Source organism: Cupriavidus plantarum (assembly GCF_905397285.1).
Lineage (GTDB): Bacteria > Pseudomonadota > Gammaproteobacteria > Burkholderiales > Burkholderiaceae > Cupriavidus > Cupriavidus plantarum.
Genome location: NZ_CAJPUX010000004.1, coordinates 514,298 through 538,256 on the forward strand (window position 1 = coordinate 514,298; position 23,959 = coordinate 538,256).

Annotated in this window: 21 protein-coding genes and 1 pseudogene; 5 read left to right on the plus strand and 17 right to left on the minus strand. The window is 66.0% G+C overall.

Going from position 1 to position 23,959, the window contains the following annotated elements:
• Positions 1–73: 73 nt before the first annotated feature.
• Genes KHP16_RS19940 through KHP16_RS19950 form a run of 3 tightly spaced genes read right to left on the minus strand, consistent with a single transcriptional unit; the run spans position 74 to position 3,902 of the window.
• On the minus strand, positions 74–2,326 hold the full coding sequence (locus tag KHP16_RS19940) for a polysaccharide biosynthesis tyrosine autokinase (protein WP_115954969.1): 2,253 nt from the start codon (positions 2,324–2,326) through the stop codon (positions 74–76).
• On the minus strand, positions 2,326–2,793 hold the full coding sequence (locus KHP16_RS19945) for a low molecular weight protein-tyrosine-phosphatase (RefSeq protein WP_109584871.1): 468 nt from the start codon (positions 2,791–2,793) through the stop codon (positions 2,326–2,328). The genes KHP16_RS19940 and KHP16_RS19945 overlap by 1 nt, the downstream gene beginning before the upstream one ends.
• Before the next feature lie 20 nt (positions 2,794–2,813).
• Positions 2,814–3,902: a polysaccharide biosynthesis/export family protein gene (locus KHP16_RS19950; protein ID WP_211960975.1), complete on the minus strand. Its 1,089-nt coding sequence runs from the start codon at positions 3,900–3,902 to the stop codon at positions 2,814–2,816.
• A gap of 291 nt (positions 3,903–4,193) precedes the next feature.
• Here KHP16_RS19950 and KHP16_RS19955 point away from each other — a divergent pair, with 291 nt between their 5' ends.
• A complete protein-coding gene (locus KHP16_RS19955) occupies positions 4,194–4,955 on the plus strand; it encodes a ChbG/HpnK family deacetylase (RefSeq protein WP_211960954.1) in 762 nt (253 codons plus the stop codon).
• 74 nt (positions 4,956–5,029) lie between these two features.
• Here the strand turns inward: KHP16_RS19955 and KHP16_RS19960 are convergent, their stop codons facing one another.
• From KHP16_RS19960 to KHP16_RS19975, 4 genes are all read right to left on the minus strand, one after another.
• On the minus strand, positions 5,030–6,220 hold the full coding sequence (locus KHP16_RS19960; protein WP_109584788.1) for a glycosyltransferase family 4 protein: 1,191 nt from the start codon (positions 6,218–6,220) through the stop codon (positions 5,030–5,032).
• On the minus strand, positions 6,217–7,398 hold the full coding sequence (locus tag KHP16_RS19965) for a glycosyltransferase family 4 protein (RefSeq protein WP_244835893.1): 1,182 nt from the start codon (positions 7,396–7,398) through the stop codon (positions 6,217–6,219). The genes KHP16_RS19960 and KHP16_RS19965 overlap by 4 nt, the downstream gene beginning before the upstream one ends.
• 8 nt (positions 7,399–7,406) lie before the next feature.
• Positions 7,407–8,036 (minus strand): putative colanic acid biosynthesis acetyltransferase, encoded by a 630-nt coding sequence (locus tag KHP16_RS19970; RefSeq protein WP_109584789.1) that lies wholly within the window; start codon positions 8,034–8,036, stop codon positions 7,407–7,409.
• Positions 8,037–8,143: 107 nt separating this feature from the next.
• Positions 8,144–9,406: a glycosyltransferase WbuB gene (locus KHP16_RS19975; protein WP_211960955.1), complete on the minus strand. Its 1,263-nt coding sequence runs from the start codon at positions 9,404–9,406 to the stop codon at positions 8,144–8,146.
• A 209-nt stretch (positions 9,407–9,615) separates the two neighbouring features.
• Between KHP16_RS19975 and KHP16_RS19980 the strand changes: the two genes are divergently transcribed.
• Positions 9,616–11,058: a lipopolysaccharide biosynthesis protein gene (locus tag KHP16_RS19980; RefSeq protein ID WP_244835895.1), complete on the plus strand. Its 1,443-nt coding sequence runs from the start codon at positions 9,616–9,618 to the stop codon at positions 11,056–11,058.
• Here the strand turns inward: KHP16_RS19980 and KHP16_RS19985 are convergent.
• The 5 genes from KHP16_RS19985 to KHP16_RS20005 form a co-directional block, all read right to left on the minus strand.
• A complete protein-coding gene (locus KHP16_RS19985) occupies positions 11,021–12,505 on the minus strand; it encodes an oligosaccharide repeat unit polymerase (RefSeq protein ID WP_211960956.1) in 1,485 nt (494 codons plus the stop codon). The genes KHP16_RS19980 and KHP16_RS19985 overlap by 38 nt on opposite strands.
• A 9-nt stretch (positions 12,506–12,514) precedes the next feature.
• Entirely contained in the window at positions 12,515–13,516 is a 1,002-nt protein-coding gene (locus tag KHP16_RS19990; RefSeq protein ID WP_109584792.1) for a GDP-L-fucose synthase family protein, read from the minus strand.
• Positions 13,509–14,720 carry a GDP-mannose 4,6-dehydratase gene (gene gmd, locus KHP16_RS19995; protein ID WP_109584793.1) on the minus strand — a complete coding sequence of 404 codons (1,212 nt, stop codon included), beginning with the start codon at positions 14,718–14,720 and terminating at the stop codon, positions 13,509–13,511. Before gmd ends, KHP16_RS19990 begins: the two co-directional genes overlap by 8 nt.
• A gap of 169 nt (positions 14,721–14,889) precedes the next feature.
• Positions 14,890–15,846 carry a helix-turn-helix transcriptional regulator gene (locus tag KHP16_RS20000; protein ID WP_109584794.1) on the minus strand — a complete coding sequence of 319 codons (957 nt, stop codon included), beginning with the start codon at positions 15,844–15,846 and terminating at the stop codon, positions 14,890–14,892.
• Positions 15,847–16,566: 720 nt separating this feature from the next.
• A complete protein-coding gene (locus tag KHP16_RS20005; protein ID WP_109584795.1) occupies positions 16,567–16,875 on the minus strand; it encodes a YXWGXW repeat-containing protein in 309 nt (102 codons plus the stop codon).
• 600 nt (positions 16,876–17,475) lie between these two features.
• On the opposite strand from KHP16_RS20005, the gene KHP16_RS20010 reads away from it, so the two are divergent.
• Positions 17,476–17,652: a hypothetical protein gene (locus KHP16_RS20010; RefSeq protein ID WP_167468510.1), complete on the plus strand. Its 177-nt coding sequence runs from the start codon at positions 17,476–17,478 to the stop codon at positions 17,650–17,652.
• Positions 17,653–17,777: 125 nt separating this feature from the next.
• Here KHP16_RS20010 and KHP16_RS20015 read toward each other — a convergent pair whose 3' ends face one another.
• On the minus strand, positions 17,778–17,942 hold the full coding sequence (locus tag KHP16_RS20015; RefSeq protein WP_167468511.1) for a hypothetical protein: 165 nt from the start codon (positions 17,940–17,942) through the stop codon (positions 17,778–17,780).
• A gap of 246 nt (positions 17,943–18,188) precedes the next feature.
• Here KHP16_RS20015 and KHP16_RS20020 point away from each other — a divergent pair, with 246 nt between their 5' ends.
• Positions 18,189–18,941, plus strand: a complete 753-nt coding sequence (locus KHP16_RS20020; RefSeq protein WP_121492749.1) for a phosphoribosyltransferase — start codon at positions 18,189–18,191, stop codon at positions 18,939–18,941.
• Here KHP16_RS20020 and KHP16_RS20025 read toward each other — a convergent pair.
• The 4 genes from KHP16_RS20025 to KHP16_RS20040 form a co-directional block, all read right to left on the minus strand.
• On the minus strand, positions 18,916–19,413 hold the full coding sequence (locus KHP16_RS20025) for a LeuD/DmdB family oxidoreductase small subunit (RefSeq protein ID WP_373561971.1): 498 nt from the start codon (positions 19,411–19,413) through the stop codon (positions 18,916–18,918). The genes KHP16_RS20020 and KHP16_RS20025 overlap by 26 nt on opposite strands.
• A 5-nt stretch (positions 19,414–19,418) precedes the next feature.
• Positions 19,419–20,705 carry a 3-isopropylmalate dehydratase large subunit gene (locus tag KHP16_RS20030; protein WP_179594458.1) on the minus strand — a complete coding sequence of 429 codons (1,287 nt, stop codon included), beginning with the start codon at positions 20,703–20,705 and terminating at the stop codon, positions 19,419–19,421.
• On the minus strand, positions 20,702–21,688 hold the full coding sequence (locus tag KHP16_RS20035; RefSeq protein WP_115954975.1) for a tripartite tricarboxylate transporter substrate binding protein: 987 nt from the start codon (positions 21,686–21,688) through the stop codon (positions 20,702–20,704). The genes KHP16_RS20030 and KHP16_RS20035 overlap by 4 nt, the downstream gene beginning before the upstream one ends.
• 118 nt (positions 21,689–21,806) lie before the next feature.
• Positions 21,807–22,592, minus strand: a complete 786-nt coding sequence (locus KHP16_RS20040) for a GntR family transcriptional regulator (protein WP_115954977.1) — start codon at positions 22,590–22,592, stop codon at positions 21,807–21,809.
• Positions 22,593–23,216: 624 nt separating this feature from the next.
• On the opposite strand from KHP16_RS20040, the pseudogene KHP16_RS20045 reads away from it, so the two are divergent.
• A pseudogene (locus KHP16_RS20045) lies at positions 23,217–23,959 on the plus strand (hypothetical protein); the annotation flags it as partial.

A 23,959-nucleotide genomic window follows, 5' to 3' on the forward strand; every position in this document is an offset into this window, starting at 1 on the left:
ACGACATCGTACAAAACGAAAAGGGGCTGAGCCGCAAGGCTCAGCCCCTTTCTCATGCGCTTCAGAACCTGACTTAAGCGCGCTTTGCCTGTTCGGTGCTGCCGTACCGGTTCAGGTAGCGATACTTGCCGAAGCGGTAGTGCGCGCGGTACCAGCGTCCCTCCACCTTCAGGCCGTTGAACAGGACACCCTTGACATCGCCACCCGCCTGTTCGATCAGGCGCCGGGCGGCGGTGAGCTCGCTGGCCGTGGTGGCGTCCGCACGGGCCACCAGGAACACCGCGCCCGCCTTCGGCGCGAGGATGCTGGCATCCGAAGCCGCCAGCACCGGCGGCGTGTCGATCAGCACGAGGTCGTAACGGTCGCGCAGCGTGGCCAGCAGGCGGTCCATGCCTGGGCTTTGCAGGATGTCGGCCGCGAGTGGGGGCACCGCGCCGGTGGAGATGAAGTCCACGTTCGGCGCCACACCTTGCTGGATCACTTCGTCGAGGTCCGCGCCGGTGGTCAGCAGTTCGGTTAGGCCTGGCTTGCGCGTCGCATGGAAGCGGCTATTGAGCTCGCCGCGACGGAGGTCGCCGTCGATTAGCATCACCCGGCGGCCCGACGCCGCGGCAACCACGGCAAAGTTGGCCGACAGGAACGACTTGCCCGCATCGGGCGCCGGCCCCGTGAAGAGCACCACATGGTTGTCCGGCGCGTTGAGCAGCGCGAACTGTAGTGCCGTGCGGAAGCTGCGCAGGCTTTCGATCGCCGGGTCGTCGGGCTGCTGGATCGCCAGCACATCGTTCGGCGCGGACTTGGCGCGCGTCAGGCGTGCCTGCTGCGGGCTCATCGGGATCGTGGCATACACCGTCATGCCGCACTGTGATTCGATCTCGTCCGCGTCCGTCACGCCGCCGTCGAGCATGCGCCGCATGGCCACCACCAGCAGGGCCGCGATCACCGCTAGCGCCGCCGACGTTCCCGCGATCAGCATGCGATTGGGACGCACGGGCTTCATGGGCACCTCGGCCGGGTCCACCAGTCGCGCCGTACCGACCTTGCTGGCCTTCACCAGGCGCAGCTGCTGCACATCGTTGAGCAGCGACTGATAGAGCTCGGTGCTGACCTTGACGTCGCGCATGAGGCGCAGCACGTTCTGCTCGACTTCAGGCAGACGCTGGATCTTGCCGCTCACGCCGTTCAGCTGTCCGGTCAGGCCCGCGATCTGGTTGTCGAGGATCTCGATGGTCGGATGGTTGCCGGTGAAGCGCGCGATCAGCTCCTGGCGCTTCTGGCGCAGTTCCTGCAGTTTCGTCTGGATCTGTACCGACTGCGCGAGCATCAGCTTCGATTCCTCGCTGAGATCGATCGTGCCGCGCTGGTTACGCATCGCGTTGTAGCGGCTTTCTGCGGTCTCCACCTGCTGCTTGAGCTGCGGCAACTGGCCCTCGAGGAACGCGACCGATTTCTCGGCTTCCGCCGCCTTGCGACGCACGTTCTGCTCGACATACTCGTTGCCGATCTCGTTGAGGATCGCCGCCGTCTTGCCGGGCAGGTACCCTTCCAGCGCCACGCCGATCACGCCGCTCTGCTTGCCGCGCTCGCCGATCATCAGCTGGTCCTGCAGTTGCGTGATCGCGGCGCCGCGGCCGACATGGCGCACGACGAACTGCGCGCCGGGCTGGCCATCGAGCCGCTCGACCTGCAGCGTGACGTCGCCGCTGGGCAATGCCACGGTCAGCGGCGCGCCCACGGTGCCTTCGGCCGTCTGGTCGTTGCTGGCGAAGCTGAGCCGGTACTTCTTGTCGCCGAGCGCGGTGACCACCATGCGGCGGCCATCCATTTCGGCGGGCACGTCCAGCCGCGACACGGAGATCGACTCGCCGCCCCAGGCAAAACCGCCGAAGCCGAACAGGCCGGGCTTCGTCAGCTCGGGGTTATAGCTTGCGATCGCGGCGCCGATCAGCGGTAGGTACTTCGGCGCGGCCTCGATGTCGAGGCGCAGCGAATCCACCGCCTTGCCAACCACCATGCGCGAGCGCAGGAGTTCGATCTCGGCCGAGGCGGCCGGCTTGACGTCGAACACTGGCGAGATGTTCGCGACCATTTTGGTGGCCGAATTGCCGGGGGTCGTGTCTTCCACCTGCACCAGCATGTCGGCGCGATACACGGGTCTTGCCAGGAAGGCATAGAGCAGCCCGCACCCCAAAATCGCCGCAGCGACGAGAATAAAGGTCCATCGGTAGCGGATCAACACGTCCAGATAGGAGGTCATGTCGATCGGTTTATCGTCTTCTTCCCATGTATCGGGCGCCCGATCCCGGAAACTCCTAACGTTGCTCATCATGCCCCTCCGTCGTGATGGGTCGGCTCCGCGGCATGGATTCTTGCCGACCATGATTCAACACCAAGCTTGATCAAGCCAAGTACGATGACGAACATGCTTTGCGATCCACCATAGGGATCGGGCACATCGGTCTCTTCCTTCTCACACAGGCGATACGTCTTGCCGCGTGCATTGGGATACATCTCCTCCAGCGCCTCGCGCTGCTCGTTGTCCATCACCAGCACGAGGTCGGCGATGGCAACGAGCGAGGCGTCGATGGCGCGCGTGCGGTGGGCACTAAGGTCGTAGCCCTCGGTGGCCAGCAGGCGCACCGCGCGTGGGTCGGCCGGCAGGTCCCGCGGCGGCTCGAGGCCCGCGGAAATCACGCTGCAGTCCGGCAACGCGCGCTGCAGCAGATCGGCCGCCATCGGACTGCGGCAGCGATTGCCCAGGCACACGACGAGGACCGTGCGGACGGTTTGCATCCGGTCCATCGGGTCTCCTGTCACGGACGCGCGATGCTGGCCGTGCCGACAACCGGCTGGATCAGCAGCGTCATCACGCGGCTCCAGCGTACGAGGTCGCGCGCGTCCACATACACGACGTCCTTCGGTTCAAGTTCGAAGCTTTCCGCGATCGCAAGCGCGACGGGCGACGTACCGTCGAGGTGATAGACCTTCGGGTTGCCGTCGTTCTGCTTGCGGATCACGAAGATCTGCTCGGCGTTGGCGGAGGCGGGATTCACTCCGCCCGCGTCGCCGAGCGCCTCGTTGAGCGTCATGCGGCCGTTGCGCATCAGCAGCGAAGAGGGCTTGACCACTTCGCCGGTGACGAAGATCTTGCTGTCCTCGCGTTGCTCGACGCGCACGATGTCGCCGGAGCGCAGCAGGATGCGCGAGGGATCGGTGCCCTTGGCCAGCAGCGCCGGCATGTTGACGTACCAGCTACGTTCGCCGCGCGTCACACGCACGCGGCTGTTGTCGCCGGTAAGGTTCAGCACGCCGCCGGCGCGGTTGAGCGCCTCCACGAGCGTCATCGGCGCATCGTCGATGGCGAGCATGCCGGGCGTCTTGACCTCGCCGTCGACATAGACGCGCTGGCTGCGGAAGCCAAGCACGCGCACGGTCATCTGCGGATCGCGCACCACGCGGGAGAGGATGCGGGCCATCTCGTCGCGCACTTCGTTGGCGGTCTTGCCGGCCACCTTCATTACGCCCGCATACGGAAACTGGATGTCGCCCGATGGGCTCACCACGTAGCCAGGCATGTTCGAGCCGCCGCTCGAGGTCGGAATCTCGAACGCGGCGCCGATGCTGTACGTCTGCGTCGGAAATACGAGCTCGGGGTGGTCCCACACCACCACGGAGATGATGTCGCCCGCGCCGATGCGATACGGCTCGGGTTTGGCGAACAGTTCTTCCACGCCATCGTTGGTCGGCTTGGACTTGGCGCGCTGTTCGCGCACAAGGTCCAGCGTGATGGGCGTGACGTCCGGCACGGCGTCAGGGCTGACCGCGGTAACCGGCGCCTTGGGGCTGAACTGCATCCCAGGCGCGCCGGCGCATCCGGCCATCACGATGGCGGCGCTCAGCATGGCCGCGATCGCGCCCAGCCTGGTGGTAATCGGGTATTCGGTATGGCTCACGGCAATCTCCCCAGTCACTCGATCGGCATGGCAGGCACAGCTGTCATGGTCGGTTGATGGGATGCTAGGAGCACCTCATGCCCCTATCGGTGCGCTCTCGCACATTGGTCCCGGACCCCATCATGGCAACGTGGCGCAACGCACCGAGGGTTGCGCGGCCGCCGCATAACGTGGCGCACACGGCCCATGCGTTCCGCGTGGGCGCCATGCATGGCAACGGGAAACGAAAGGGAGAAACGGATGAAAGGCGTGATCATCAATGCCGACGACTTCGGCTATGACGACGACACATTCCGCGCGACGGTGGCCTGCTTCGATGCGGGGCTGCTGACCAGCGCGACGATCCTGGCAGGACGGCCGGCCACGGCGGAGGCCTGCGCGTACGCGCGCGAGAATCGCGATCGCTTCTCGTTCGGACTCCACTTCAATATCGTGGAAGGCTGGCGGCCGAAGAGCGCGGCCAGCACGCTGTGCCGCAAGGATGGCTCGCTGTTTCCGGCCCGCGTGCAACGCGCGCGCGCCATGGCGGGACTGATCGATGCCGCGGATATCCGCCGCGAATTCCGCCTCCAGCTCGACGAACTACGCGACAACGGCGTCTCCGTCACGCACGTTGACGGCCACGGCCATATGCACAAGTATCCGGCGATCATGCGCGTGCTCCGCGACGAAATGCTGCGGGCCGGCATCACGCGCGTGCGCCGTCCGCAAAACTGGTATCCCACGTCGCACAATGTCCGTGGCACGCTCAATTCGATGCTGCTGCGAAACTTCGGTGGGCTGCGCTATACGGACTACTACCTCGGCGTCGATGCGCTCCAGGGCGACTGGGCCGCGCAGGTGCCCGCCGTACTGGCCGAGGGCGTTACCGAAATGTCGGTGCACCCTGGCTATTCGGAAGACTGGAGGAAGCAGGAAGGCGCGCCGCTGATGGCGCCCGCGGCCCTGGCGCAGACGCTGAAGCAGGCCGGTGCGGTGCTCATGCGTTATCACGACATCTGAGCAGGACATCCGGGCGACCCGCGTCGTGGATGGTGAGCCGCCCCCCACCCCCCAAAAACGGGGCGGCTTTGTTTTTACTGGCGCCGGCTGATCATGGCGACGGCATTGCTCAGCGTCGCCTCGGCGCGAATGCGGTCCGCATGAAAGTGCGCGACGCGCATGGCGCGCGAATCCGCGCCATTGCCCGCGGTGGCGCCGCGCTGGAGCAGCAGCCGATGCAGAAAAGGTACCGCTGCCTCGGCGAAATCGGCATCCGCCGGCACCAGCAGGCCACTGCGATCGTCGATCATGGCGCCGATGCAGCCGCGCGTATGCGCCACCACCGGAACGCCGTGGCTCCGCGCTTCGAGCACGACGAGCGGTTCCGCTTCGTTGTGATACGTAGTGGGGAACAGCAGCACGTCGATATCTCGGTAGAACGCCTGTTTCTGCGCGCCGTGCGTCGGACCCAGATAGCGGACGCAGGGCGTGCGCGCGAGCTCGGCGTCGAAGCGCTGGCGAATGGCGGGCTCCACCGGCCCCGCGATGCGCGCGCAGACCGGAATGTTCATCTGCTGCGCCAGCCGGATCACCTCGAAAAACGTGAAAATGCCCTTCGCCGCCGAGATGTTCGAGAGGAACCCCACGTTGATGGCCTCGCGTTCCGGCGCAGCGTCGCCCGCCTCCAGCGGGGCGGGGTCCGCCAGCTCGATGAGGCCAAGATTGGACAGCACCTGCACGCGGTCCGGCGGCAGACGATAGATGCGTGCCAGCTCGGTCCGCATCATGTCACACAGGACAAGATGCCGGCCGCGCGGCGCGCAGCCGATGGCCAGCCGTGTGTACCACGTGGGCTGATTGATATAGGCAAAGCTGTGGTGGTGGAAATAGATCTCCATGCCGAACAACTGCGCGAGCGCGATGAACGGTACGTCCATCAATTGTCCGAAGCCGCCGGAGAACCCAAGATAAAGCGTATGCGGGCGCGCCGTCACGCAGGTGCCCAGCATGCGCGCGAACTGGCGCAGGCGATTGCCCAGCGTCGTGATGCCCGCCATCGTCCCGCGACCGCGGCGGGCCACGTCGAGCACGACCACCGGGCCGCGTTCGCGGATGCGCTCGAGCATGCGATTGCATGCGGCGGAGAAACCGTTATTTGCCAGCCCGAGATGTCCGAGGAACACGACGGGACGCGCCAGGTCGGACGGCGCCGCCGCGTGCCGCGCCGCCGGCGAAGGGCCATCGGCGGCCGGCTCGGCGCTTTGCTTGGCAAGGGGCGGGTTCATGGGCGGTTCTCCTCGATGATCTTGACGCAGCCGTCCATGATGGAGCGGCCAGCGCATGCGGGGGTGTACTGGCTGGCGACCTGCAGGCAGTTGCGCATCGCGGTTTCCACTTCGCCGAAGCTGTTGACCGCACGGCTCAACGTCGCGGCCAGGTCGTCCACGTTGCCGGTGACGAACACGTGCCCGGTCTCGCCTTCGTGGACGAGCTCCGGGATGCAACCGCAGCAGTCACTGACGACCACCGGGCAGCCATAGCTGAGTGCCTCGTTGACGACGAGGCCCCACGCTTCGGTGTGGCTGGGCAGCACCAGGCAGGTTGCCTGGGAATACTGGTCCGCGAGCTGATCGATATCGAGCGCGCCGAGGAACTGGGTAGCGCCATCGATGCCGAGCGACGTGGCCAGTTCGCGCAGCCCCTCGCCCTCGACGACGGGACCCGCGAGGACGAGCGTGGCGGCCGGTTGCTGCTTCAGGACCTTCGCGAAGGCGCGCAGCAGATCGGCGATGCCCTTGGTGCGGCACACGAGACCCGCGAACAGGAAGCGCGGCGCGTCGGCGCTCGGAGCGTTGGAGAGGCGTTGCCAAGCCGCCTGCTCGGGACTGTACGCATGCGGCAGCGCGGCGGCCTGACAGCGGTCGATGATCTTCGCCGGGTCGGCGCCCATCGCCATCACATACTCGGCCGAACGTTGGCCATAGACGAAGATGCCGTCGCACCGCCGGAAGAAGAAGCGCTTGAGATGGCGCTTGAGGGGGCGGTCGGGCTGGTCGCGCATCGTCGAGTCACAGAACACCCCGCGGCGCCTGCCGCGCACCATGCAGGCCAGCAGCATGGCCCAGTACTCCACGCGGTGATAGCCGGGCAGTACCACCAGTTCGCTGCGCGAGCGCCATACCTCACTGATCAGGCGCAGCGCCACGCGCCACTGCGGCACGCGGTCATAGGGCTCGTCGAACAGGATGCGGTACGGATACCGGTGATAGCTGGTATCGACGGTGCTGTACGCCGAGCGCCCGTAGCCGGTGGGCGCGATATGGGAGAACCTGACTTCGCGCCCGATGTCGCGGGCCCGCGAGAACGCCTCGCTGAATACCGCGCCCTTGTACTTCGGCCATAGCATGTTGTGATAGATATCGATCATCATGAGGTCCCCGCTCTCCACGCCTAGTTCCCGCATGGTTCGTCCTAGTTGACGGGCAAGTCTTCGTGGATCCGCGCAGCGGCGGTCCGCGTCCGCGCGCGTGCCGCTTCTGGTGCCGCGTCTTTTGCCCCCTCCGCGCGTGGCCGCAGCGGCCGGCATGGGCTACCCATGCACACCATCCCGGCCGGCATGTCGCGGAACACCGCGCTGCGGGCGCCGACCACGGCGCCATGGCCGATCGTGACGCCCGGCGCAATGAACGTATGGCTTGCCACCCATGCTTCGTCGCCGATGCGAATCGGCTTGCCCTGAATCGGAAAGTCGCTGCGCTGGTAGTCGTGGTCGCCCGCGCACAGGTAGCTGTACTGCGACACCACGGCGTGATGGCCGATCTCGATCTCGGCGAGGCTATACAGCTCCACATCGTCGCCGATCCACGCATAGTCGCCGATCGACACCTTCCATGGGTATGTCACCTTGACGCTGGGCCGGATCAACACATCGCGGCCCACGCGCGCGCCGAAGCAGCGCAGCAGCCAGCGCCGCCAGCCGTTGGCAAACCGTGGCGAGCGGTGGAACAGCAGGCTTTGCACGCACCACCACAGCTGTACCACCACCACGGAGCGTCCACGGAAGCCAGGCGGCATCCTGAACGACGACAGATCCTGAATCATTTGCGGGGTCCTTTGTCCGGTTCCGCGCCACCGGCGCCCTGATGCCTGCCATCCTGACGCCGCACCGCGGAGAGGACCGTTCGGCAGCCCACAAACCAGCGCATAGGCTACTTGCCGGCATAGTCCACATCGGCACGCTTTCCCTGTACCGTGGGCGCGCACAGTGCCACGAGCGTCTCCTCGAACTTCAGCAGCACGGCGTCGCGGTCGAGATGCTGCTCGGCCCAGACGCGGCCGGCCAGCCCCAGTTCGTGGCGCTGCACGGGCGCGTCGGCCAGCGCGGAGATCGCAGTGGCCATGGCGGCGGCATCGCCCGGTTCGACCAGCACGCCGCAGCCGGTGACGAGCTTCCCGAGTTCGGTAGTCGCCTCCGCGGTGGCCACCACGGGCTTGCCGCTGGCCAGCATGGCGGCCAGTTTCGACGGCAGCACGAGGTCAGCCGCGCCGGCGCGCTGCGGCATCAGGTGGATGTCGGCCGTGGCCAGTAGCGACGGAAAGTCGCTGGCGGGCTGTAACGGCAGGCAATGCACGTTCGGCAGCTCCTGGCACGCGGCATGCAGCGCGGGGGCGCCCGCGCCGCTGCCGCAGAAGATGAAGTGCAGGTCGGTGCGCGTCCGCAGCTGCCGCGCGACGTCGGCAAGGATCTCGATGCCCTGCTTGGCCCCGATCGTTCCCGAATACAGCGCCAACACCGCATCGGCGGGAATGCCAAGCCGCGCGCGGAAGTCCACGCCGGCATGTTGCGTCAGCGCGCCGAGGTCGGTCCAGTTGGGCAGCAGCGACAGGCGGTCGTTGCTTGTGCCCTTGCGGCGCGCGAGCGCGACCATCGCATTGGAGATGGACGAGACATGGTCGAAGCGTTGCAGCAGCCAGCGCTCGCCGGCCTCGGCAATGCGGCGCAGCGTCCGGCCCTTGAGCAACCCGAGTTCAAACGCGGCGTCGACTTCGTAATCCTGGATATGCAGCCATGCGCGTGCGCCGGTCAGGCGCGCGAGCGCGAGCGCGGCCGGACTGCAGAAGAGTGGAGGCTCCACGACGAACACCACGTCCGGCCGCCACCCTAGCTGCATCGCCAGGCTGGCGAGGCTGGACACCGCGAACGAGGCGAGATGCAGGATCCGGCGCAGGCCCGATGGTCGCGCCGGAATCCATAGTGGTGCGCGCAGCACCGTCACGCCGTTGATGACTTCGCGGCGGTAACGGCTCGCGCGATAGCCCTCGCCAATCTGCCACGCCGGATAGTACGGCGGCGCGGTGACCACGCGCACGTCGTGCCCGCGCGCGGCGAGCCATTCCGCCTGCTCGGCGATGTACTTGCCAATGCCGGTCAGCTCCGGCGCATAGTTGAGGCAGTAAAGCAGGATCTTCATATGTGGGCTCGAGTCGGAGATCATCCAGCGCTGCAGTCTAGGCGGCGTGGGAGAGCGTGAATGTTCGACCGCCCACCGAAGCGGCGTGGTCAAGCGAACAGAATTCGCCCGGCGCGGGACGATATGCTGCATTGCGGCGGCACGGCTGGCCCAGACCCTGCAAAATCCGCCAGACGAGCCGCCAATTAGCCGCCAAACGAGCCGCCAAGATGCGCCACGAAATAGTGGCCAACGATGTCAAGGGAGCCTGCGTGAAGATCGTGAACGCTGAAATGCCGTCGGGAGCCACCGAGGCGATGTCAGGGCCGTCCGCGCCCGCCGGGACGCACGCCGCCGAGCAGCGCGCCAGTGAAGGCGCGCGTGCGTTGAGACTCGCCGTCGCGAGTTCGATGGTGTCGAAGGTTGCCAGCGTGACGCTGCAACTGGTCAGCATCCCGTTGTTTGCGAAAGTGCTCGACGTCGCGGACTTTAGTGCGCTGATGGTCTACAACGGCATCTCCGCATGGCTGGCACTCGTGGCCATCGGGATCTGGCCCACCATCACCGCCATCGCGGCCGACGACCGCAAGAAGAACATGCTCGCCGGCGTGGTCACCGCGTCCACCGTGGCGCTGTCCTCGCTGTTCGTCGCGATGATCGTGGCCGCGTTGCTACTGCGCCCATGGCTCGAGAACAGCGGCATCAACCTGTTCTCCGCCGGGCACTTCGATCTGTTCATCGCGGCGCTGGCGTGCTTTGCCACGCTGACGGTGTTGTCGATCGGAGAGGCGGTCAACCAGGGCCAGCATCGCCAGCACGTCAACAACCTGATTACCGCGGGCGGCAGCTTGCTCAACGTTATCTGCATCGTGCTGATCGCGTTCGTCGCGCCGTCGCACGCCTCCGACGTGACGCTGCTGTTCGTGGCGAGCCAGCTCGGTTTCGTGCTGGTACGCGTGATCAACATGGTCGCCGTGCTCATGCGCGTGGGGCGCCCGTGCGAATGGCCGGGCAAGGCGTTTGCCATCGACCTCGCGCGCAATACGCGTTCGCTGGTGCAGGCCCAGCTCGCGCTCGCGTTCATTCAGCAGGGGACGGTGCTGCTCTGCTACGAGATGGACCGCCCGCGCGACGCGGCGCTGCTGGCGCTGCTCTACCGCGCCAACATGCTGCTGCACAGCCTTGTTTACATGATCAACCAGCCGCTCTGGCCGATCATCCACCGGCATATGCTGGGCGGCGACTGGGCGTGGGTATCGCGGACCTATCGCAAGCTCGGCGCCTTCTATGTCGGCTACGGTCTGCTGGCGGTGGCGGGCGCGCCGTTGTTCGGTAGCGCGGCGGTGTCGCTGTGGACGTCGGGAGAGTTCGTGATTCCCGCGAGCCAGGCCACGCTGTGCGCCGCTTACTTCGCGGTGCTGGTGGCCTCCGCCGCCAGCACGCCAGTGCTGATGGGCGCGCAGGCGTTCAGCAGTCTCGGCAACATCGGTACGATGGAACTGATCGCGGCCTCGGTACTGTGCGCGGCGCTGTATCTGGCCGATGCGGTCACCTTCCCCAACATGGTCATCGCGCTGCTTGTCGCTAACGTGGCAACGGCACTCTGGATGATGCCGGCCCGCGCGCTGGGACTGCTCAGGCGCGGTGCGGCGGCCGCACGGCAGGGCGCGTAGCGCTGCCGATCGGATGAAGCGGCGTGGCGGCCGGCGCCGTGGGCGCCGCGTGCCGCTGAACGCGCCGGCGGCGGCGCGTCACGAACCAGCTGACGGTCATGAACGCCATTGCGGCGCCGCTGCCGTACGCCACGGCAACCATCAGCGCGCCGCGCAGCACAAAGATCAGGTAGATCGAGAAATAGATGCCAGCGGGTTTGCCGACCGGGCCGCCCGCGTGGACCAGGCGGTCGAGAAAGCGCGACGCCAGCGCGAGCATCACGGCAACGAGCACGACCCCGAAGACCGAGAAATCGATGTACCCCTCGGCGATCAGCGGCGACGACAGGTTGTCGAAGTCGAGCTTGTAGTAGGCCATCAGGAATTGGCCGATATCGATGCCCGTCGCGTGCGGCTTGGCTTCCCATAGGGTATGCGGCACGAAGAAGAGCAGGCTGCCAAGCAGCTGCTCGCCATAGCGCGGACCGTCGCGGTTCACCATTTCCATCACGGTGTGAATGTTCGACCAGGCGTCGTAGTGCAGGTCGAGAAAGTGCGAGAAGTACATCCACGGATCGAGGATCTCCGCGATGTCCCACGCATCCGGATTCACGTGCGTAAAGATCGATGCCAGTGGAAAGAACACCCCCGTCAGCAGCAACAGCGTGGTGACCTGGCGCCGTGGCGTCCGCGAGAACCACGGCATCATCAGGAGCAGCAGGCTCAGGTACACGGGACCGATCGCGTTACGCTTCTCGATCAGCGGGTTCTGCGCCAGCAGCACGCAGCCGAACAGCAGTACCGCGATGATCAGCCAGAACGGCTGACGCAGCAGCTTGCGGCCTTTCACGTTGATCAGCATCAGTAGCGCGGGAATCGGCAGGAAGCAGAAGTACTTCTGTTGCAGCAGGTACGCCGGCGTGGCATCGACGAGTTCCTCCGCCGCGCGCAGGTCGATCGACTTCAGCGATAGCAACGCCGCCACGGCGGCGACGCCCGCGAGCACGATGGCCTTGCCCATCGTGAGGCGCAGCACGCGTTCGCCGCCGGGGGGCGGAAGCGGACGCCCGCGGTGGGTCGCCTGGTAATGCGCCGCACGGCGCAGCGATGCGTGGCGGGTCCCCACGTACACCATGATGAATAGCGTGCACAGCAGGTTCGTGCCGATCGCGTAGCCCTCGACGATCAGCGCGGTGTTGACCATCTGCAGGTCGAAGTAGACGCGCTGCACCGCTGGCGCCACGACGAGGAACAGCATCTCGAACAACAGCACGGAGGCATCCGCGAGGGACGACTCGCGCTCGCGGGTATGCAGGCACCAGTGGATGATCACGGTGATGGTGAGCAACAGCGTCGAGATCAACAGCATCGGCGAATGGACGCTCGAGATCGCGTGGCAGTAGCCCACCATCAGAAGCAGCGCCGCGGCCAACAACATGTCCCAAACAAAGCTGGACGACAGACGCATGGCAGTCTCCTACACCGCGTTTTCCAGTGCGGTGGTGATGTCAACGGGGGCCGCAAGGCGGCCGGTGTCCAGCGCGTCGCGGTAGGCCAGCTGCAGACCCGCCTCGAGGGCGATCAGCGGGGTCCAGCCAGTGGATGCGATGGCGCTGCAGTCGAGCAGCTTGCGCGGCGTCCCATCGGGACGCGTCGCGTCGAAAACGATCTCGCCGCGGTAGCCGATCGTTTTCCCGATCAGTAGCGCAAGCTCGCGGATCGAGACTTCGGTACCGGTGCCGATGTTGAAGAAGCCGGCGGGCGCGCTATGGGCACGGTAGTCCTCGGGGGACAGGGCCATGACATGCACGCATGCGCGCGCCAGGTCGTCGGCGTACAGGAACTCCCGCATCGGCGTGCCGGAACCCCAGATCGCGACGGTCGGTGCATCGTTCTCGCGCGCTTCGTGAAATCGCCGGATCAGAGCCGGGATGACATGGCTGTTTTCGGGGTGGTAATTATCGCCGGGCCCGTAAAGGTTCGTCGGCATGACGCTGCGATAGTCGACCCCGTACTGGCGGTTGTAGCTCTCGCACAGCTTCATCCCGGCGATCTTGGCCAGCGCGTACGCCGCGTTCGTCGACTCGAGTTCGCCGGTCAGCAACGCGCTTTCGCGCATGGGCTGCGGCGCCATGCGCGGATAGATGCAGCTGGAGCCGAGGAAAAGCAGGCGCGTCACGCCATGGCGCCATGCCTCATGGATGACGTTGTTGGCGATGGCCAGGTTCTGCTGGATGAATTCCGCCGGGTACGTATCGTTGGCATGAATGCCTCCGACACGCGCCGCGGCAAGGTAGACCTCGTCAATGGGTTCGGCCGCGAAAAACGCGCGCACCTGCTGCTGGTCGGTCAGGTCGAGTTCGGCATGCGTGCGGCACACGAGCTCGACCTCGTCGCGATGGGACAGCGCACGCGCGATGGCGGCGCCGACCATGCCGCGGTGACCGGCGACGAACACCCGCTTCTTGCGTTCACTCATGATGGTTGTACGTCCGGAAGCCGGCCATCTTGACGAGTGCATCGCGGCGCGCCGACACGAAGTCCGCCTCGATCATTTCCCGCACGAGCTCTCCGAACGTGGTGCGCGGGGTCCAGCCCAGGCGCTCGCGCGCGCGTGTGGGATCGCCGAGCAGCGTCTCCACTTCGGCGGGACGGAAATAGCGCGGATCCACGCGGACGATGACGTCGCCGACCTTGCAGGTGGGCGAGAGGCGCCGTTCGGGATCGTCGATCGCGGCAATGATGCCGACTTCATCGACGCCGGTGCCTTCGAAGGCCACGGTGATGCCGAGGTGACGCGCGGCGGATTCGACGAACTCGCGCACGCTGTGCTGCTCCCCCGTGGCGATGACGAAGTCCTGGGCCTCGGGCTGCTGGAGCATCAGCCACTGCATTTCCACGTAATCGCGCGCATGTCCCCAGTCGCGCAGTGCGGACAGGTTGCCCAGATGCAGCGTGTCCTGCAGTCCCAGTGCGATGCGAGCCAGCGCGCGAGTGATCTTGCGCGTGACGAAGGTCTCCCCGCGTACCGGGCTTTCATGATTGAACAGGATGCCGTTGCACGCGTACATGCCGTACGCCTCGCGGTAGTTCACCGTGATCCAGTACGCGTAAAGCTTGGCGACCGCATAGGGGCTGCGCGGATAGAACGGCGTGGTTTCCTTCTGCGGAATTTCCTGCACGAGGCCGTAGAGCTCGGACGTGGACGCCTGATAGAACCGCGCGCTCTTCTCCATGCCGAGAATGCGCATCGCCTCGAGCAGCCGCAGCGTGCCCACCGCATCGGTGTTGGCCGTGTACTCGGGCTCTTCGAACGAGACCTGCACGTGGCTCTGCGCCGCGAGGTTGTAGATCTCGTCGGGCTGGGCCTGCTGGACGACGCGTACCAGGCTCGCGGTGTCCGTCATGTCGCCATGATGCAGGATGAGCCGGCGGTCCTCGGCCTGCGGATCCTGATAGAGATGGTCGATACGATCGGTATTGAACAGCGAGCTGCGACGCTTGATGCCATGCACCTCGTATCCCTTATGCAGCAGGAATTCGGTCAGGTACGCGCCATCCTGTCCGGTGATACCGGTGATCAGCGCACGCCGCCGCTTGCCGCCTGCCGGTGTTTTCGATGCCTGCTCCGAAGCATCGTCCGGCGTGCGAAGGCCAATGTTATCCAGCTCGTTTGCGCCCATGACAGTCCCATGTGAAATTGCGGATGCGACGACTGTAGGGGCGTTGCCCGGGACGCTACTGTCTGCTAGCCCACACAGGGTACTGGCGGCCCTGGAAACGCACACGGGCGCCGACGCATGGGTTCATGCGTGGCGCCCGTGCGGACGACGATGCGAGGTTGTCGTGGCGTCAGATCGGCAGGCCGGTGCTCTCGTAGCCGGAGGAATCGGCGCGTTTCGCGATGATCGGACGCGAGCGGGTATCGCGCGCGATGCGCTCGTCGCTGGTCACGACCCGTTCATCGCCGCTGACCCACTCGAGCGTGGCCCCGCGCTGGAGCGCGGCGTACACGGCTTCTCCCTTGTTACGAACCTTGAGCCGTTGATACAGCGTGCAGGCATGGCTCTTCACCGTGGCCACCGAGATGTTCAGCATGCGGCTCACCGTCTTGATCGGATAGCCACGCGCGAGCAGCACCAGCACCTCATACTGACGCGGCGTGATCTTCAGCATCTCCGCCTCGTCGTAGCTCGGTTCGTCCTCGGTGCCCGCCTGCGGCAGCACGGACTGGCTCACCGCACCGCGCAGCGCGGGACGCGGCGTGCTGGCGCAGGCTGCGAGCGCCGCGAGCGAGTGCGGGTCCGACTGAGTCGTGGACGTCAGCGGCAGCGGCGCGGCGGAAGCCAGCGATGGCGTGGCCGGCAGCGCGGAACGGGAGGCGGCCGGGGCCGTGGTCAACGCCGTGGTGGATGCCGCGGACTCGCCCGAGAACACGAGCCCATGCACGCTCGATATCGCGAGGCGGATGGCCGCTTCGATGACCGCGAGCGAGGCGGACTTCGGCAGGCATCCGCATATGCCGCGTGCGGCTTCCGCGCACGGCAAATGCAGCGGCAGCGTGTCCGTCAGCACGAGAATGCGTTGGGGTGCGAGCCGATCGCGGGCGAATTCAAGTTGCTGCCAGCCAGCGGCGGTATCGGCGGGCATGCCGAACACCATGAGATCCGGATTGCAATGCGGCGCGTCCAGTCGCGCGAGATCTGCCGGCGCGGTGGCCAGCACATGTCCCCATTCCTGAATATTTTCGAGCATCTGCAGGAGCCCAAGCCGCAATAGCGGGTGCTCCTCGATCAGCAAGGCGTTCATTTGTTGTTCACTCCCCGTTGACGGGTAGGCGTGCGGGGCGCTTTGCGTGCGGGGAGAAACATCAGGCGGGACGGACGCATAGAGCCCCGCCGTTCCAGCTGATAACCCCGTGCTTCCGTGTCACGCGATGTCCCGTTGTGTGGATGGACTTGCTCGCGAGGACCGGAAGTATGACCCGAACCCGAACCCGGAAAATCTCACTCCTAAATCGGATTAAATTCATCTTATGGGTTGGTCGGGGTGAAAGCAAGCGACCGGATTTGCGTAGGAGTCGAGGCTGAATGCACTAAAACTCATTAACCCTCGATGCGCATGAGCCGCCCTAGATCGTTTGGTTGCCAGTGTCTGTCCGACAGCATCTGGAGCCGCTTGCACGGTCGGTTGCATTCGTGAAACACGCGACGGGAAACGCTTGTCAATACTGCAACTCTTTAAAATGACAAAGGCACAATGGATAACGATTTATCACCCCTTCGGGGGTTTTTATTCGAAATCGTCTCGACACATGGCGCATTGATGAAACCATCGGAAAAAGACACGCTGCCATCCGAATTCGCATCGTGTGGCGAGTGGGGGTGCATGCGGCCTAGGCCGTAAGGATGAGGGGCACTTCCTGCCGTGGGATGAGGGTCGCCGCGCGCGGATACGCACGCGGCGCTTTCGATTCGACCCCTGCAACCCGCCTTCCATCCACCATGGATGGAGACGGTTCGCGGAGACTCAGCGTGCCCAGTGGCCCGGGCGCATCACCCAGCCGCGCGGCGTCTGAACCCAGCGGTCCGGCACGTAGCGATAGCCCGGGCGCGCCTTCTGCCAATAGCCGCCGCGCCACTGATAGTTGCCCCGGTCACCGACGTAATGACCGGGTACCCACACCTGCCCCGGGCGCGCCATGGGACGGCCTTCCGCGCGCGGGGGCGGCGGTGCGTGCTGGTATCCGGGGGGGCCGTAGGCTTCCGCCGGTGCGATCAGTCCGAAGGCGCCGCCAGCGGCGAGAACGGCGGCGGCAAGCATAAGCTGGCGTTTCATGATGTGGCTCCTTTCGATCGACGTTGAACGGGCGTCGGCTTAATAGCGGTAACGGTCGCCGCGGTGATAGTGCGGGCCGTCCGGCGGCACGACGATGCATGCCGACAGGAGGGACGAGGCGGCGGTCAGCAGGACCACCAGGGCAATGGCGCGTTTCATTTGGACTCCATGTACGGGACGCGTTGAACACGGCTTCAATGTAGCGAGGCGCACGCGGCCCGCGCGGTTGCACTTGTAAGGCCGTTTCACACGATCGCTGTCATGTCAGACGTCTGAAATCGCGCACGTTGATGAGCCACGGCGCCTTGTGGGACAAGGGCTGGCGGGGATGTGACGCAGGCGCTGCCGGGGGTGCCAAAGGTCCAGGCCCCAATAATGTGGCGTTACATCGGAAATGACTGCTGCAAGGTTTGGCGAGCCGGGCAGGCGGCGGAGAGACCCCGCGCGGGAATGTTGGGCCACGCAGAAACGGGTACGCTTGTCTCTGGCGGCTCCCCGCGCCGGTGCGCCGGAATAATGGCATCATCGGTATTACGCCCCGCGACGCGTCATCGTGCGCGTCGGGCGGCACCCCGGCGATGGCATGAAGCTTGCGCCATCGTGACCGCCGTATTCCCCAGGGAGGACGTCATGCCGGTCATGTTCATCGTGCTGATCCTGCAGGCGCTCGAAGGGCTCAACCCGCTGACCGTGCCGCAGTTTGCACGCGCTCACATTGGTGATGTCACTGCTCGCGCGGGATATGTGGCCCCAATCGATCAGGCACAGGGCCCCTGACGGCCCGACGGGATTCGATTTCCGGCAGGTTTTTGCCCTACGCGTGGCACTCACAGGGCACCAGGGCGGCTAGCCGCGAAGCGACTGCCGCCCTGGAAGTTTCAGTTGAAAAATCTGTCCCGATCTCAACCGAAGTACTCGTTGTAGTAACGCGTGCACGTGCCCGACTGGCTGAATGTGTAAGGCAGCTCCGCCATGGCGGCGGCTTCCAGCGAGCCGAAAGGAATATCGAGTTCCTGGTCGAAACGATTGGTTTCTGCGTCGGTCCGGTTGTGGGTTTGCGGATTCACGATGTTTGCTCCGAAGTTGCCAGTCTGAAGGGCGGGTATCCGCCACGACTCGATCCTAACCAACCGTCGTCCGAAGATCAGCGCCCCGCCGCTGAAAACACTGTTTCAGATCGCATATCAATCGTCGTTGCCTATCGCGCCGATAGTCCATTTCGCGCAATAACGCTAATGTGGGGCCGCGCGCGTCCGTGGCGGGTCTATAGTGGCTGGGTAACACGGCCCGGGGGGACTGCCATGACGCCGCCGATGATGTTTCCGCCATGCTTCGCCGACCGCCGCGAAGCCGGGCACTACCTTGGCAGCCGCCTCGCGGAGCTAGGCTACTCCGGCCATGGCGATCTGCTCGTGCTGGCGCTCCCGCGCGGCGGTGTGCCCGTGGGATTCGAAGTGGCGCGCGCGCTCGAGGCCGCGCTGGACGTGCTGCTGGTGCGCAAGATCGGCGCGCCCGGCTACCCCGAACTCGCGCTCGGCGCGGTCGTGGAGGGCAGCACGGACGGGCGGCCGCCTTATACCGTGACCAACGATGCGACCTGGGCACGCCGCGCGGTGGAGAGCGGCATGTTCGCGGCCGAACGCGGGCGTCAGCTCGACGAGATCTGCCGGCGCCAGCAGCAATATCGTCAGGGCCGGCCCGTGGCCGCGCTCGCGGGCCGGCGGGTGATCGTGGTTGACGATGGCGTGGCCACGGGAGCGACAATGCGCGCGGCGCTCGCCAGCGTGCGTGCAGCCGGCGCTGCGGAGGTCGTGGCGGCGGTGCCCGTCGGCGCGATGGAAGGACTGGCCTCGCTGGCCGACGTCGCGGACATCGTGATCTCCCTGAATACCCCACCCGATTTCGGCGCGGTAGGCGCTTACTATCTCGACTTCACGCAGACGAGCGACGAAGAAGCGATGGCCCTCATGCGCGAGGCCGCCAGATGGCAGCCCATGGAGCGGCCACCGCTACCGCCGCAGCCATCGATGCCGCGCGGCATCAGCGCTGGCCCAGGCGTGCCTTGAGGTGCGGAACGAGCCCACCCGCCGCCAGCATCTCGCGCAGGAACTCGGGGACGGGTTCGCAACGCACGTCGGTACCGTCGGCAAGGCGGAGCGCCGCGTGCGCGAGGTCGAACCCGACGGTCATCCCATCCGCCAGCGGTGCCGTATCCGCGCAGACCAGGACGGGCAGCCCGAGATTGAGCGCGTTCCGATAGAACAGTCCGGCGAACGACGGCGCGATCACCGCGGCCACGCCAAGATGCCGCAATGCCTGCGGCGCCTGTTCGCGCGACGATCCCATGCCGAAGTTCTCGCCCGCGACCACCACGTCGCCGCGTCGTACCGCCGCCGGAAATTCGGGACGCAGGTTCTCGAGGCAGTGCCGCGAGAGCGCATCGATGCCGCCCTTCATATGCGCGCCGGGCGCCATCGCGTCGGTATCGACGTTGTCGCCGAAGCGCCAGATGCGGCCGTTGGAAGTGGGCATGGTCATGCGGTTCATGCCAGCAGCGTGCGCGGATCGGTGATGCGGCCTGTCACGGCCGTCGCCGCGACGGTCATCGGCGATGCCAGCCAAACCGCGCTGCCGGCGTCGCCCATGCGGCCGGCGAAGTTGCGCGCGGTGGAGGCGATCGCGCGGCTGTTCTCCGGGAAGCGCGTCGCGCCATAGCCCGCGCAGGCGTTGCACGCGTTCGGCAACAGCGCTGCCCCCGCGTCCATCAGCACTCCGAGCGTGCCCTCCCTTGCGGCCTGTTGCTGGTCCCGCAGCGAGGCTGGGGCCACGCGCAGCGATACGCCCGGCGCGACGCGTCGTCCGCGCAGTACGCGCGCGGCCATGCGCAGGTCCTCCAGCTTCGCGCCCGTGCACGCCCCCAGATAGGCGATGTCGATGGGCGTGCCCGCCGCCGCGTCTATGGCCGCGCTGTTGGCCGGCGAGTGCGGTGCCGCAACCTGCGGCGCGAGCCGCGATGCATCGAAGTCGTGATGCGCGAGCACGGGCGCGCCTTCGTCGCTGCGCCACCGCGCGAGGTCGATGGCGGCAAGCCGCTCCGGATCGATTCCCGCCTGAGCCAGCCACGCGAGCGTGGTGGCATCGGGCGCAATAAGTCCGGTCTGCGCGCCGAGCTCGGTGCTCATGTTCGCGAGGGTCATGCGCTCCTGCATCGGCAGCGCGGTCACGGCGCTGCCCGTATATTCGATCGCTTCGTAGCGGCCGCCGGCGAGGCCGAGTTCCGCGCACAGGTACAACATCATGTCCTTCGCGCAAACGCCATCGGCGAGATGCCCGTGCCACGCAAGACGGATGGTCTGCGGCACGCGCAGCCAGATCTCGCCCGTGGCAAGCACGCCAGCCATCTCGGTGGCGCCGATGCCGAACATGTACGCGCCAAATGCGCCGCCGGTCGGGCTATGGCTATCACCGCCCACGATGAAGCGTCCGGGCAGCACGTGCCCGCGTTCCGGCAGCACGACGTGGCAGATGCCCTCGCCATCGATGAAGTGCCGCAGCCCGGCCTCGCGCACCCAGTCGCGCGTGAAGCGCACGATCTGTTCGGCTTCCGCATCGCCGGCCGGCACGTAGTGGTCGGTCACCACGACGTACTTCTCCGGATCCCAGACCTTTGCGCCAAGTTCACGCAGCATCGGCGCGACGCGCCGCGGTCCGCTCGAGTCATGGGACATCGCGAGGTCGACCTTGCACATCGCGATCGTGCCAGGCGTGACGTGCGGCACGCCGGCCGCGCGCGCGACGAGTTTCTGCGCCAGTGTGGCGGGATGCGTCATTCGGGCTCGGCTCCGGAGTACCGGACCACGGTGGCCCAGCGCTTGATGTCCTGGCGCACGAAATTGCCGAACGCTTCAGGCGGCATCCCCTGCGGCTGTGCGCCATCCTGTTCGAGGCGCTTTCGCACTTCGGGCGTATCGAGGCCACGGCGCGCCGCCTGGTAGAGCGCCTGCGTCAGTTCGGGCGGCAGATTGGCCGGAGCGAACAAGCCGAACCACGCGCTGGATTCGAAGCCCTTGACCGTGGCGCCGATCGGCTGCGCGCCGGGGAACTGTGGCAGCGGCGTTGGGCTCGTCACGCCGAGTACCTTGAGCCGTCCGGCCTTGACGTGGCCAGATACGTTGAGGGTGCTGGCGAACATCAGATCGACTTGTCCCGCCAGCAGGTCGGTGAGCGCTGGCGTCGTTCCCTTGTATGGGATGTTCACGATGTACGTGCCCGTCATCATCTTAAACATGTCGCCGGCCAGGTGCACGGACGAACCCACCGAGCCGATGCCGAAGTTGAGCTTGCCCGGTTGGCTGCGCGCCAGCCGGATAAGCTCGGGGATGTTGTTCGCGGGCAGTTTCGGCGTGGCAACGAGCACGCTCGGCACCGTCGCCACGAGCGTGATCGGCGTGAAGTCCTGGACGGGATCGAACGGCAGCTTCTTGTAGAGCGTCGCGTTGATCGTATGGCTCGTGAAGCTCATCAGCAGCGTGGTGCCGTCGGCCGGGCTCTTTGCGACAAGATCCGCCGCGATGTTGCCGCCGGCACCGGGACGATTGTCGACGACGACGGTCTGGTCCAGCTCGCGCGACATCTCCTGTGCGATCGTGCGCGCCAGCGTATCCGTCGTGCCGCCCGCAGGGGCGCCCACGAGGATGCGGATGGTCTTGCCCCCGGCGATGGCCGCATGCGCCGTCTGCGCGAGCGGCACCAGCGACATCAGCGCGAGGCAGGCGACGCGGGGCAACCAGGAGGCGGGACGAACGACTGGCATGACGATGGCTCCTCGACAGCGATCAGGGAGTGCACAGTATCTCGCGCGAAACAGCGCCGTGGAAGGCTTCCGGGACGAGCGTCAGGACAGGCGGCGCGGGCGGCTGCCCGCATCCGCTTCAGTCGCGCAGGCCCGTGCGGGCTTCGTTCTCGACCCAGACATTGGCGCTGTCGCCGCCCATGGGCGACAGTTCCATGCGGTACTCGTAACGATCGGGCCGATACTGTCCGAGCAGAAACTGCACGGGACGTCCGGCCTTGTCGAGCACCACGCGGCGTACCGCGAGCAGGGCGCCGCCGACGGGCACGTCGAGCAGCGGGGCAACGACGACATCGGCGAGGCGTGCGGTCAGCACCTGCGTGGCGCGGCCGAGTTCGACGCCGGTATTCTGGATCAGGCGAAGCATCGGCGTGGACTCGAGATCCTTGCGGGTAATCGAGCGGCCGAGTTCCGCGGGAAGATAGGCGGTGATATGGGAGAGCGGACGATTGCGGTAATGGCGCACGCGCACGACCTTGACGACGGCATCGCCCACCTGTAACTGCAGCGCTTCGGCAACGTCCGGCGTGGCATGGACTTCGTCGATCGATACCACCTTGACCGAAGTCTTTTCGCCCATGTCGATGATATGGCCGAGCAGGCTGCTCGTGGAGCGTTCCTCGGCGGACACCGCCGGCTTGACCGGATGCGGATTCACGAACGTGCCGAGGCCGCGATGGCGGCGGACCAGGCCTTCCTGTACGAGGCGATCGAACACGCGGCGCATCGTCACGCGAGACGCGTGGAACTGCTTGGCAAGATCGATTTCACCGGGCAGCGGACCCTGGCCGAAGCGGCCTTCGACGATCTGCTGGCGGAGCACCACGTAAATCTGGTGATACAGGGGAACGACGGCTTCACTCATGGTATGCCTTGACGATCAGCGCTGACATGTCCGAACGCCACTAATGTACTTTAAATCAGACATAGAGCCTAGCATGAATCGCGCTGGCCGATCGGCTAGCTGTGCAGGCCCGCTCGCGTTTCTGTTGCAACGTCGCATCGGTCCGATTTCCGCGCGGACGCGACGACGTCAGCGGGAGTGTCTGCAGGCGCGGAGTTCGCCGAAGCAGACATCGTCATGTTCGCCGGCAGGCGGCCAACCTCGCTGTTTCACCGCCGTAACCGCGTCGAGCGTCGCGGGCCTCCCGTCAGCCTCCTTATAAAGCTTTGAATCCATGGCATTTTCCGCCAAACGACGCGACAGGGTGGCGGGCCCCGCCAAAAGCGGTGTCACAGCGGTGTGACATGTCTAGTGCGGTTCACAGGGGCGAAGTTGCGGACGCGAAGGAAATCAGGCGCCCGCAACCGGTTTGACCACTCGGTACGTCTTGTATTTCAAGGCATTACAAGCGTGTTAGCGAGCGCTGGCATTGATTATGCGCAAGGGGAGGCCGGTTTGGCGTCTTGCCGGACCGGAACCTTCAGCGTCGTTCTCGAGAGCGTGGGCTGAAGCTGAGCCGCTGAACAAACTTCCTGGGAGCATCGTATGAAAAAGACATTAATCGCGTCGGCGATCGCACTGACCTTCATTGGAGGTCAAGCTCTCGCTCAGTCGAACAGAAACGATTCGGGCGATGGGAACAATACACAGACCGCAACGGACAGCAGCACGCACACGAGCACCAGGACGAACACCAACACCGAGAACAAGAGCTACAGCAACACGGAAACGAAGTCGAATACGGAAACCAAGACCAACACGGTGATGCTGACGTCCAACAGGACGAGCACGAGCACCCGTAACACCACCACCAATCGCGCGAATCTCGACGTCGATGGCTACGGCACCGCGGCGGCCGCCAACGGCAGCACCGCGACCGCGAACTTCAGCAACGCGTTCAACTCGAGCAAGGCCATCGCGCTGTCGAAGCTGAGCGGCACCGTCACCGGCAACTCCGTCAGCAACATCGGCAACTACGCCACCAACAGCGGCAACGCCAACGGTGCGCGGGGCGGCGCCGGCGGCAACGGCTATGGCGGCACGGGCAATGGCGGCACCGGCGGCGATGGCGGCAATGGCGGCAACAGCGGCAATGGCGGTTCGGGCGGCAACGGCGGCAGCGCCACCAATGGCAGCGCCACCGCGGGTGGCGTGACCAACGGCAGCGCAACGGCAGGTACCGGCGGCGCCGGCGGCCGCGCCAGCGGCTACGGTGGCGATGGCGGCAACGCCTCGTCGCGCGGCGGCAGCGCGCTCACGGCCAGCCTCGGCGCTGGCGGCAACGGCGG

What these genes read in the sequence shown, in the direction of transcription:
- KHP16_RS19965 (WP_244835893.1), bottom strand. Translation starts at nt 7,398, where the DNA reads ATGCGGGAACTAGGCGTGGAGAGCGGGGACCTCATGATGATCGATATC.
- KHP16_RS20020 (WP_121492749.1), top strand. Translation starts at nt 18,189, where the DNA reads ATGATGTTTCCGCCATGCTTCGCCGACCGCCGCGAAGCCGGGCACTAC.
- KHP16_RS19950 (WP_211960975.1), bottom strand. Translation starts at nt 3,902, where the DNA reads ATGCTGAGCGCCGCCATCGTGATGGCCGGATGCGCCGGCGCGCCTGGG.
- gmd (WP_109584793.1), bottom strand. Translation starts at nt 14,720, where the DNA reads ATGGGCGCAAACGAGCTGGATAACATTGGCCTTCGCACGCCGGACGAT.
- KHP16_RS19985 (WP_211960956.1), bottom strand. Translation starts at nt 12,505, where the DNA reads ATGCGTCTGTCGTCCAGCTTTGTTTGGGACATGTTGTTGGCCGCGGCG.
- KHP16_RS20035 (WP_115954975.1), bottom strand. Translation starts at nt 21,688, where the DNA reads ATGCCAGTCGTTCGTCCCGCCTCCTGGTTGCCCCGCGTCGCCTGCCTC.
- KHP16_RS19945 (WP_109584871.1), bottom strand. Translation starts at nt 2,793, where the DNA reads ATGCAAACCGTCCGCACGGTCCTCGTCGTGTGCCTGGGCAATCGCTGC.
- KHP16_RS19980 (WP_244835895.1), top strand. Translation starts at nt 9,616, where the DNA reads ATGCGCCACGAAATAGTGGCCAACGATGTCAAGGGAGCCTGCGTGAAG.
- KHP16_RS20030 (WP_179594458.1), bottom strand. Translation starts at nt 20,705, where the DNA reads ATGACGCATCCCGCCACACTGGCGCAGAAACTCGTCGCGCGCGCGGCC.
- KHP16_RS19970 (WP_109584789.1), bottom strand. Translation starts at nt 8,036, where the DNA reads ATGATTCAGGATCTGTCGTCGTTCAGGATGCCGCCTGGCTTCCGTGGA.
- KHP16_RS20000 (WP_109584794.1), bottom strand. Translation starts at nt 15,846, where the DNA reads ATGAACGCCTTGCTGATCGAGGAGCACCCGCTATTGCGGCTTGGGCTC.
- KHP16_RS19975 (WP_211960955.1), bottom strand. Translation starts at nt 9,406, where the DNA reads ATGAAGATCCTGCTTTACTGCCTCAACTATGCGCCGGAGCTGACCGGC.
- KHP16_RS19955 (WP_211960954.1), top strand. Translation starts at nt 4,194, where the DNA reads ATGAAAGGCGTGATCATCAATGCCGACGACTTCGGCTATGACGACGAC.
- KHP16_RS20025 (WP_373561971.1), bottom strand. Translation starts at nt 19,413, where the DNA reads ATGACCATGCCCACTTCCAACGGCCGCATCTGGCGCTTCGGCGACAAC.
- KHP16_RS20005 (WP_109584795.1), bottom strand. Translation starts at nt 16,875, where the DNA reads ATGAAACGCCAGCTTATGCTTGCCGCCGCCGTTCTCGCCGCTGGCGGC.
- KHP16_RS19960 (WP_109584788.1), bottom strand. Translation starts at nt 6,220, where the DNA reads ATGAACCCGCCCCTTGCCAAGCAAAGCGCCGAGCCGGCCGCCGATGGC.
- KHP16_RS19990 (WP_109584792.1), bottom strand. Translation starts at nt 13,516, where the DNA reads ATGAGTGAACGCAAGAAGCGGGTGTTCGTCGCCGGTCACCGCGGCATG.
- KHP16_RS20040 (WP_115954977.1), bottom strand. Translation starts at nt 22,592, where the DNA reads ATGAGTGAAGCCGTCGTTCCCCTGTATCACCAGATTTACGTGGTGCTC.
- KHP16_RS19940 (WP_115954969.1), bottom strand. Translation starts at nt 2,326, where the DNA reads ATGAGCAACGTTAGGAGTTTCCGGGATCGGGCGCCCGATACATGGGAA.